At 64.0% G+C, this 9097-nt stretch carries 8 protein-coding genes and 2 pseudogenes; 4 read left to right on the top strand and 6 right to left on the bottom strand.

The features are described from left to right. The 4 genes and pseudogenes from P0D96_RS46850 to P0D96_RS46835 form a co-directional block, all read left to right on the top strand. Positions 1-637, top strand: a pseudogene (locus tag P0D96_RS46850) (FUSC family protein); the annotation flags it as partial. After that, positions 634-2121: an MdtP family multidrug efflux transporter outer membrane subunit gene (locus tag P0D96_RS46845; RefSeq protein ID WP_408321027.1), complete on the top strand. Its 1488-nt coding sequence runs from the start codon at positions 634-636 to the stop codon at positions 2119-2121. The pseudogene P0D96_RS46850 and the gene P0D96_RS46845, both read left to right, overlap by 4 nt. Before the next feature lie 563 nt (positions 2122-2684). Then, positions 2685-2843 (top strand): annotated as a pseudogene (locus tag P0D96_RS46840) (IS6 family transposase); the annotation flags it as partial. Between the two features lie 97 nt (positions 2844-2940). Beyond that, positions 2941-3327: a cysteine hydrolase family protein gene (locus P0D96_RS46835; protein WP_408321025.1), complete on the top strand. Its 387-nt coding sequence runs from the start codon at positions 2941-2943 to the stop codon at positions 3325-3327. Positions 3328-3585: 258 nt separating this feature from the next. Here P0D96_RS46835 and P0D96_RS46830 read toward each other — a convergent pair whose 3' ends face one another. The 6 genes from P0D96_RS46830 to P0D96_RS46805 form a co-directional block, all read right to left on the bottom strand. Continuing rightward, complete coding sequence (locus P0D96_RS46830) at positions 3586-5022, bottom strand: alginate export family protein (RefSeq protein ID WP_408321023.1); 1437 nt, start codon at positions 5020-5022, stop codon at positions 3586-3588. A 59-nt stretch (positions 5023-5081) separates the two neighbouring features. Next, positions 5082-5531: a DUF1275 family protein gene (locus P0D96_RS46825; protein WP_408183517.1), complete on the bottom strand. Its 450-nt coding sequence runs from the start codon at positions 5529-5531 to the stop codon at positions 5082-5084. A gap of 34 nt (positions 5532-5565) precedes the next feature. Continuing rightward, a complete protein-coding gene (locus P0D96_RS46820) occupies positions 5566-6426 on the bottom strand; it encodes a glyoxalase (protein ID WP_408183521.1) in 861 nt (286 codons plus the stop codon). Positions 6427-6495: 69 nt separating this feature from the next. Further along, positions 6496-6918 carry a DoxX family protein gene (locus P0D96_RS46815; RefSeq protein WP_408183515.1) on the bottom strand — a complete coding sequence of 141 codons (423 nt, stop codon included), beginning with the start codon at positions 6916-6918 and terminating at the stop codon, positions 6496-6498. A gap of 34 nt (positions 6919-6952) precedes the next feature. Beyond that, entirely contained in the window at positions 6953-8854 is a 1902-nt protein-coding gene (locus P0D96_RS46810) for an amidohydrolase (RefSeq protein WP_408183514.1), read from the bottom strand. Continuing rightward, positions 8851-9097: DUF1427 family protein (locus P0D96_RS46805; RefSeq protein ID WP_408321020.1), on the bottom strand; the 247-nt coding region annotated here is incomplete at its 5' end. The genes P0D96_RS46805 and P0D96_RS46810, both read right to left, overlap by 4 nt.

The raw sequence follows: 9097 nt of genomic DNA, 5'->3' as shown, positions 1-9097 counted from the left end.
AGGCATTCTGCTGGGCGTTTGCGTGGCGACCTTCGTACAGATGTCGTTCTGGCGCGAGGGCGAGGGCGACGTGCTGCGGCAGAAGCTCGCAACCCTGTTGCGGGCGATTGCCGCACAGTTGCGTCCATCGCAGCCTGGCGCCGGGAAAGGGGATGATCTGCCGTATGCACAGCGCCAGTTGCAGGCGTGGGCCGTGCTGGCCGATTGCGAGACAACGCTCTCGCGTGTCGCGCTCGAGCCGGCCTGGCAGGAAGGCGAGCAGTCGCAACTGACCCTGCGCGCGCAAACGGTGCTCGCGCAGGGGCGCGAGATCATGCTGGCGGGTGACGCGTTGCGCAGCGCGCTCGTGGCGCAAGCGGGATCGTCGAGCCCACGCACCATCGACGCAGTGCACGCAGCCCAGCAACAGGCCAGCGCCGAACTCAACCGATACGCGGATGAGCTCGCGGCCAACCCACCCGATGCACACGGGCCGCGGCGCATCGAGATCGCTGCGCAAGCGGTCGAACCGGCTCAACTGGCGGATCAGCCGCTCATCGCCGCAGCGGACGAACTGTCGCGGCAGATCGCGGGGCTGCCGGACTGGCGCGTCGAGGCACCGGTCGCGGCGTCGGCATCACCGGCGGTGCGAGCATGAACGCGCGATCGGGTTTGTGCGATTGGCGATGGCGTCGGTGCCTCCTATGCGTCGCGTGGATATCGTCCGTGCTGTCGGGGTGCGCGCTGATCCATCACAACGGCACGCCCTATACCGAGATCGCGCCGGAGCAAATCAATCTCGCGGACGACATCCACCTCGCACGCGAAGGCTGGCCCGCCGCGCGTTGGTGGACGCGCTATCGCGATGCCCAGCTCGACGCGCTGATCGATCAGGCGCTCGCCGATGCGCCGACCATGGTGATCGCGCGCACGCGTGTTGCGCAAGCAAAGTCGGATGTGGAGCTTGCCAGAGCGGGATCCAACCTTCAGGTTGCGGCGCTGGCGTCGCTGGATCGCGAGCATATTTCGGCGAACGGCTTTCTGGGCCCGTTCGCGAGGAACGAACCGGCTGCGGGGCTGACGGGGCCGTGGTACACGGAAGGTGTTGTCGGACTTGGGGCGAGCCTGGACCTGGACATTTGGGGCAAGCAACGCGCGGAGGTCGCCGCGTCGCTCGGCGTGAGCAATGCGCGGCTCGCCGAGACGTCCGCTGTCGAAATCGAAATCTCGACGGATGTCGCGCAGCTTTACTACGGCATTCAAACGACTTATCAGCTCATCGATCTGCTGAACGAATCGCATGAGATCGCGGCGTTCGCGGTGGAAGCACACGAGGGGCGAGCGGCGCGAGGCCTGGAAGCCCGCACCCAGCTCGAAGAAGCGCGCGCGCAGCAGTTGGCTATCGAAGGGCAGATCGTGTCGGCGCAAGGGCAGATCAAGCAGTTGCGCGAATCGATGCGCGCGTTGGTCGGCGCGGGGCCCGCAGGACTGCCCGCCATCGAACCCGTAGCGCTGCCGCGCTCGCAGGCTGCCTTGCCGACGACGCTTTCGTACGAACTGCTGGCCCGGCGGCCCGATCTGCAGGCGATGCGATGGTATGTCGAGGCGTCGTTCGACCGGATCGACGCGGCGAAGGCGGCGTTTTACCCGAGTTTCGATATCAAGGCATTTTTCGGCTTCAACGCCTTGCATCTCGCCGACCTCTTCACGCATGCAAGCCAGCAGATCAACCTGATTCCGGGCCTGACCTTGCCGATTTTCGACGGCGGCAGGCTCAACGCGAACCTGAACGGCGCCCGCGAGGGCAGCAACCTGTTGATCGAGCAGTACAACCAGGCCGTTCTCAACGCCGTACGCGATGTCGCCCAGACGGGCAGCCGTCTGCAGTCCCTCGACGCGGAGACCGCGTTGCAGAAACAACGGATCGAATCAGTGGCGTTCACGAGGGACAGTGTCGAAGCCTACTATCAACGCGGACTGACGAGCCGGCTCGCGGCGCTCGAAGCGCGCCAGCCGGTGATTGCGGAACAGGTCGCCCTTCTCACGCTCAACGGTCAAGTGCTCAGTCAGGAGATTGTGTTGACGAAGGCGCTCGGCGGCGGCTATCTCGCCGATCCGCCCGTCGAACTGAAGCCGCGTTAAATGGTGCGCCGGTGGGGTTCTTCTCGGGCCGATACCGCCGCCCTCACTCATTGGTGCCGGGTCGGACACACCATGGTTCCGCCAGTGTGGAGGTTGGCCCGGTCCAGGAGGCCCTGCCCTGGAGACATTGGGGTGGACGGAGTGTCGATCAGGTCGACGAACACGCGGTTCCGACCGCACCCCGTTGATCTCCCCCGTCTAGGGGATGGCCCCGAATGCCCGATCGCACCGGTGACGGCGGTGACGGGAGTGCTCGGGTTGCCACCCTATGCGAGATGCAACGACGAACCGGTGTCAGCCCCACTATCCATTTCTAGGCGTAAGGAGATATAGGTGCAGGACACCGTACAGAGCCCGACGCCATGCTTGTTTCGCAATAAGAAGTGGATGCCGAAGCAAGTCGATCTCGTTAGGATGCTTTACATGACCAATGAATGAAACTGCTCAGCGGCAGACGGAGCGGTTCCCTTCGCCGTTTTCATCTGCCTTTCCTGATGATGTGCATCACTTCGATACGGGCCGATGCGTTAGGCTCAGGGCTTTGACGTTCGCAGAGCAAACAGATGAGTAAGCTAAGGAGCATTGACAAGCTGTTCGAAGGTCGGCATTTCGATCGCGAAGTCATCGTCTTATGCGTTAGTTGGTACGTGCGTTGCAAGCTGAGCCTGCGCGATGTTGTCGAGATGATGTCCGAACGCGGCCTTTCTCTCGCGCACACGACGACCAATGGGCTGGTCCAGCGGGAGAGCTTCTCCGGTTTCACGCACCCGGGAACTGTTGGATGTGTTTCCGGGACAGAGGGTGCTCAAACGCACGTCGGTGAATTCGTGGGATGACCAGAAGGTGCGTGACGCGCTGGCCGCGAATGGCCGCAACAACACGTTCTCGCTGTCCGTCATGAATGAAGGCAGCTACGAAGTTTATACGGTGGCCGACGCATCAGGCGGCACGTCGAAAGACGTACATGACTACGCGATGCAGCGCATGATCGAGGCCGGCTCCGTGCCAATGACGTGGCAACAGGTACTGCTGGAATGGCAACGCGACAGGGCGCACAGGGAGACGTACGACGCGGTAATGGCCATCGTCACGGCGCAATCAGGTGCGTACGCGATGGGCGTGGACTACGATTTTACGATGGTCCACAAGGCGCCACAGCGCACAGCGGGTGCGCACGAAGCGCTCGCGCCGGTGCCCGCCAAATAGCCTGCCGCAACCGACCGGATATTGGGCACTGCCCTTTCCGGCTTGAATCTGCATTGTCCGGCCTATTCGCCGGAGGAGCGTCTGGCCGTACGGAGCAGCGCTAGGTTTCTGACATATCGTATGAACGAATTGAAGGGCGCATTGCAGTGGTCGAGTCTTTTCACCTGTCATTCCCGAACTCACCCGTTGCGCTGCAGCGTTCGCCGAGAGCGTCAACCGCACAATCCGGATATCAAAAAATTCCAGGACAATGCCGGATTACCAGCCATATTTGAGTTCGACGCCAACGTAATCGGCATTGCTGCCGCCCACGCTCCGGATGGAATTGCTCACCTGGAAATGGACGGCCTCAACCGAGCCGATCAGGTTTTCAGCGATCGTCCAGTCCGCCCGTAGCTGCGCGTACATGCCCGTCCACCGGGTGCCGTGCCCCGCGGTACGCGGCACGATTGCGTTACCCTGCTGGTACACGGCGTCGCCCGTCGTCTCGCGCCACTGGAAACCGATTGCGGCCAACAGCGCGAGTCGGCTCGCCGGCTTCAGCGTAATCGATGGCTTGATGTGGATGATGTTGGCGTAGCCGGTATAACTCGCCAGCGTGAAGTAGGAACCATTCGGAAAGAGTGGATTGAACGTTTCCACCCGGCCGTCGTTGGGATGCCGGTCACCGGATGCCGCATCTATCTGGATGCCGAAGCGCGGTGACCACGGCGCGTCCAGTGTGTAGCCTGCAAGCGAGCCAACCGCCCACGCGAAGATCGGCTTGCTGCCGATATGACCACTCTGTACCATCGATTCGACGTCCCAGTCGGCGTGCCCGGTTTTTCCGGCATACCGCAGGTCGAACACATCCCGATGTTCGTTGCCGCTTGCATCGAGAAACCGCGCATTGCTCCGGTTGTATCGCGAGTAATACCCGGAGAGGTCACCTGGCCCGGTATCCTGATGCTCGAAGCGCACGCCGCTGAACGTGAGGTGCCTGTTAGACACATCGTCGAACGCAGAGACGTCGCGGTACTGCACCGGCTGCGTCGCGTAGCCGATAAAGCGCCACTTGCCATGCTCATAGTCAGCCCATACGGCATCGTAGGCCTGCCGCACGTTCGGGCCGTCGCGAACGGAGATGAACCGCTGCAAGTCGAACGCCATCTCCTGGCGGCCGATGCGAAGCTTCACAGTTCCGCCAGCCAGCGGACTGACCCACGCGACGAACGCCTGCTCCAGGTCGAGCGGATTCTTGTCGACAGGTGTCACGACATCCTTGCCGAACGCGCGTGCATCTTCGAGCTGCACGAAGAACTGCCAGTGTTGCGCGACGTGGGCGTCGGCGCTCACCTCCGCGCGCTGGATCACATAGGTGTCCGCGAGTCCCGGGCTGATACCGAAAATTGGCGCATCGTTGACCTCCATGCGCTCGCGCAGGTTCGCACCGAGAGACAGCCACGATTCCGGATCGCCGCCGAGCGGCAAATACTTGAGCCCGTCCATCGGCTTTGCGGGCACGCGGGGATTCGCCAGAACCGACCAGTCCTCCTGCCACCGGTTGAACATCACTTGCGGCCGCTGTGCCGTGCACGCTGGCGCGGCCGTATCCATCGACGCAGCTGTGCCGACGTCCGCACGCGCCCCAGCACTCAGGGCAAGCGCCGCTCCCGCCGCCGTGACGTACAGCGCACAGCGCTGCCTGCGCCACATTCGTCTTGTCGCAGTCCGAATCATTATCCTGCTTTCACACACGCGAATTTCCCCGATCATCAGCGCGGCTTTGTGCCTGCCGCGCAATCCGTCAAGCCCGACTCGTCACGATCGACGGCGGCCAGCCAGACCAACACCGCAAAAGGCATTAGTAGCGCCCAGAACATGACGTACCGATAAGCGAGCGCGCCTGCGCCGAAGCGCGCCACCGCATGCAGCGTCTTACCAAGGCGCGCGCGAGCCGCTGACTTCACCTCCGCCGTCACCTCGGACGAGACGAGTTCGAGTGCATCGAGCACAGCCTGCGTAACGTTACCGGTCATGACAGTATTCGGCACGCCGGCGCGCGCGATCAAACGTCCGTGGGTGTTCTGCACGCCCATCGCTGCGGCGCCGGTCAGCACGAAGTTGCCGGTCACGTGCGGTGTGAACAGCCCGAAGAGGGCCACGAAGCTCAGCGTATCCACATAGCCGGCAACGGCCACGGGCGCGCTGTCCGCGTATTTCATAGTTTGAATCCCGTGACCGACGGCGTGCCGGCGATCAATGGGCCGCCGCGTGAATCTCGGCGATATAGCCGCCTGGAAATTGCACGAGCGCCGCCTCGCGCTTGTCAGCCGAGAACGGCTGGACCAGTATCTTCACGCCCGCGACTTCGGCTTTTTTCAACGTGTCGGCCAAGTCCGTCACTTCGTAGCCGGTCATCTCCCGGCCGAACGGCCACGGGAGATGGCCGTCCGTCGCCAGCACGGTCATCTTGCCGAAGCCTGACTCGATGCGCACGCGCCGGTACGTGTCGCCCGGTCGGCCGATTTCGACGCCCGGCGCGTTGCGCTCATCGGACACGACCTTGCCATGCGAGAACGCGACGAAGTTGTGGATCAGCGAATCGGCGCGTTCCGGCGACACGTAGACGCGGTTATCCGGCACGGTCTGCAGCGGGTCGTAGCTCGGTGCCTGCGTGTGCCAGTACAGTTGCATGTGCACACCGCCCGGCCATTCGATGATCGCGTCACGGCCGATGGGGTCGGGGAACGTCGCGACCGTCACGTCCGCGCCGTGGGCCTTCGCGGCCTTGACCGCAGCATCCATGTCGGTGACGAGATAGCCCGTACGCTCGTTGCCGAACGGCGAGGGAACAGGCGTCTTGAAGCCGAACACCGAAAGCGTGCCGACCGGCGTGAAGACAAGCTGCGACATGGTCTGGCTCGGCGTGGGCGTCACCTGAAACACGCCTTGCTGTGACTTGTGGCCACCGAAGGTTGCGACGAGACTGTCTGTGAAACGGTCGAAGTCCTCGGGCGCGACGTAGACGTGCGTCGTATCGTACTGCGGTCCGACGGCGATGATCGGGCTCGCCGGATGCATCTTCAGCGGAGGCGTCGCGGTGGCGGGAAACGACATCGCGACGCTGGCTGAAACCAGGGCGGTCGCGATCAGGGAACGGATCATGGGCATGGTATTGGCGTTCCTTTAGTGTTTTTGCTGAGAGCGTGCATGGACGCGCCGGCCATCCAGATCGGAGAGCCACGCCGCCATGACGAGGGCGGCGATCAGCCCGAGGTGTTCGAAAAAACTGTTGGTCGCCGAAAAGCGCGCGTTGCCCGCCGCGTTCCAGAAGTTGTTGGCGACGAGCATGGCGATGGCCGTCAGGCAGGCCAGCCCGCCCGCGCCCAACCAGACCAGCCGGTTCGCGATCACGCAGACCGACCCGCCAAGTTCGACGACGATCGCGAGCGTCGCCCAGAGCCATCCCGGACGAAGCCCGAAATGCTCCTGCTCGGCGACGGCCGCGGAAAAATGCACGAGCTTGGTTACGCCGCCGAGGACGTACGCGGACACCAGCGCTGCGCGCGCCACCGGCAGGAGCCAGCGCCATCCGAGGATCGTGCTCACCCACTCGGGATTGCGTGTTTTGAGGGTGCTCACGTCAGACCGCCCAGCAGGCGCAGCCGAGCGCGCCCCAGAATGCGCTCAGGTCCGAGGCCGGCGCATTGCCCGACCATGCGCGCGCGTGACTGTGGCCGTGCACCGAGCAGGCGCTTGAGCACCCGCACGCCGCGGCGGCGACCTGTTGCAACGTGGATTCGCCTTGGCCGCGCGAGCCCGCAGCGTCCTTCCACGCCGCGAAGCCGCCGAACCGGCGCACCGGCGACCAGTCGGGCATCGCGGGCGGCGGCGCGCTGTCGTCGAGAGGACCGAATTCGCCCACGCCGTACACCACACGTCCGCCGACGATCGTCAGTTCCGATGTCGTCTGCGCGATCTCGTCCTCCGCGCAGGCGAAGAAGTCGCGGTCGGGCACGATCAGATCGGCGAACTGGCCGACTGCAATCTGGCCTTTCTTGCCCTCCTCGTTGGAGAACCAGGTGACCTTTTCCGTCCACATGCGCAGCGCCGTCTCGCGGTCGAGGCAGTTGCGCCGCGGATAGAGACGCAGACCGGCTACCGTCATGCCGGTCACTAGCCACGCAAGCGAGACCCAGGGGTTGTATGAAGCGACCCGCGTCGCGTCGGTGCCGGCTGAGGTCTTCACACCTTTCTCGAGCAGCTTCGCGACCGGTGGCGTGGCCTCGGCCGCTGCCGCCCCGTAGCGCTCGACGAAGTACTCGCCTTGATAGGCCATGCGATGCTGCACCGCCACGCCGCCGCCAAGCGCGGCGATACGGTCCATCGAGCGTTCCGAGATCGTCTCCGCGTGGTCGAAGAACCAGTTGATGCCCGCTAGTGGAATATCGCGGTTGACCTTCTCGAAGACGTCGAGCGCCCGGCTGATCGTCTCGTCGTAAGTGGCATGCAGGCGCCACGGCCAGCGGTTTTCGGCCAGCACGCGCACCACTTCTTCGAGCTCGCCTTCCATCTGCGGCGGCATGTCCGGGCGCGGCTCACGGAAGTCCTCGAAGTCGGCGGCGGAGTAGACGAGCATTTCTCCCGCGCCGTTGTGCCGGAAGTAGTCGTCCCCCTGCTTGTATTTCGAGGTCCTGGTCCAGTCGAGGAAGTCCTGCTTCTCCGCCTTCGGCTTCTGCGTGAACAGGTTGTAGGCGAGCCGGATGGTCATCTGTCCTTCATCGGCCAGCTTCTGGACGACCTCGTAGTCGTCCGGGTAGTTCTGAAAGCCGCCGCCCGCGTCGATCACGCCCGTGATGCCGAGCCGGTTCAGCTCGCGCATGAAGTGACGCGTCGAATTCAGTTGATAGTCGAACGGCAGCTTCGGCCCCCGCGCGAGCGTCGCGTAAAGAATCGCCGCGTTCGGCTTCGCGAGCAGCAGCCCGGTCGGGTTGCCCTGGCTATCGCGCATGATCTGGCCACCCGGCGGCTCGGGCGTGTCCTTCGTATAGCCGACGACGCGCAGCGCGGCCGCATTCAGCAGCGCTCGGTCATAGAGGTGAAGGATGAAGACGGGCGTATCCGGCGCGATAGCGTTCAACTCCTCGATGGTCGGCAGCCGCTTCTCGACGAACTGCTGCTCGGTGAAGCCGCCGACCACACGCACCCACTGCGGCGGTGGCGTGACCGCGACCTGGCGCCTGAGCATGTTCATCGCGTCGGCGAGCGAGCGCACGCCGTCCCAGCGCAGCTCCATATTGAAGTTCAACCCGCCGCGTACGACGTGCGTGTGGTTGTCGATGAGACCAGGCAGAGCCAGTCGGCCCTTCAAATCGATCACACGAGTCGTCGCACCGGCAAGCGGCACAACTTCGGCATCGTCGCCGACGGCAACGAACCTGCCTTCCCGAATTGCAACGGCGCTCGCGACCGGCTTCGCGCGGTCGAGCGTCGTGAAGCGGCCGTTGCGCAGTATGAGATCGGGAACGGTGTGAGAGGTAGTCATGAGCGGTTCTCCTCGGTGTCGGCCGTCTCGCGTCGCGCCTGTTGTGAAGCGTGGCGGCCCGGCAACATGCCGAAGACGTGGCTCGCGCAATGGGCGTCGCGCCAGGCGACCGACAAGGTGGTGCCTGACAGAAGGCGCTTCGCGACCGGTATCACCTGCTCGCCGCCCAGCATGCCGAGCAGACCGAGCAGTGCGATGAGCGGTGGTGCCGGCGAGCGCACGTTGATCAGGCTATAAATGAGA

Source organism: Paraburkholderia sp. RL17-347-BIC-D, from assembly GCF_046027915.1.
Classification (GTDB): domain Bacteria; phylum Pseudomonadota; class Gammaproteobacteria; order Burkholderiales; family Burkholderiaceae; genus Paraburkholderia.
The sequence above is the reverse complement of the archived record's forward strand: the minus strand, read 5'-3'. Positions and strand labels throughout refer to the sequence as shown.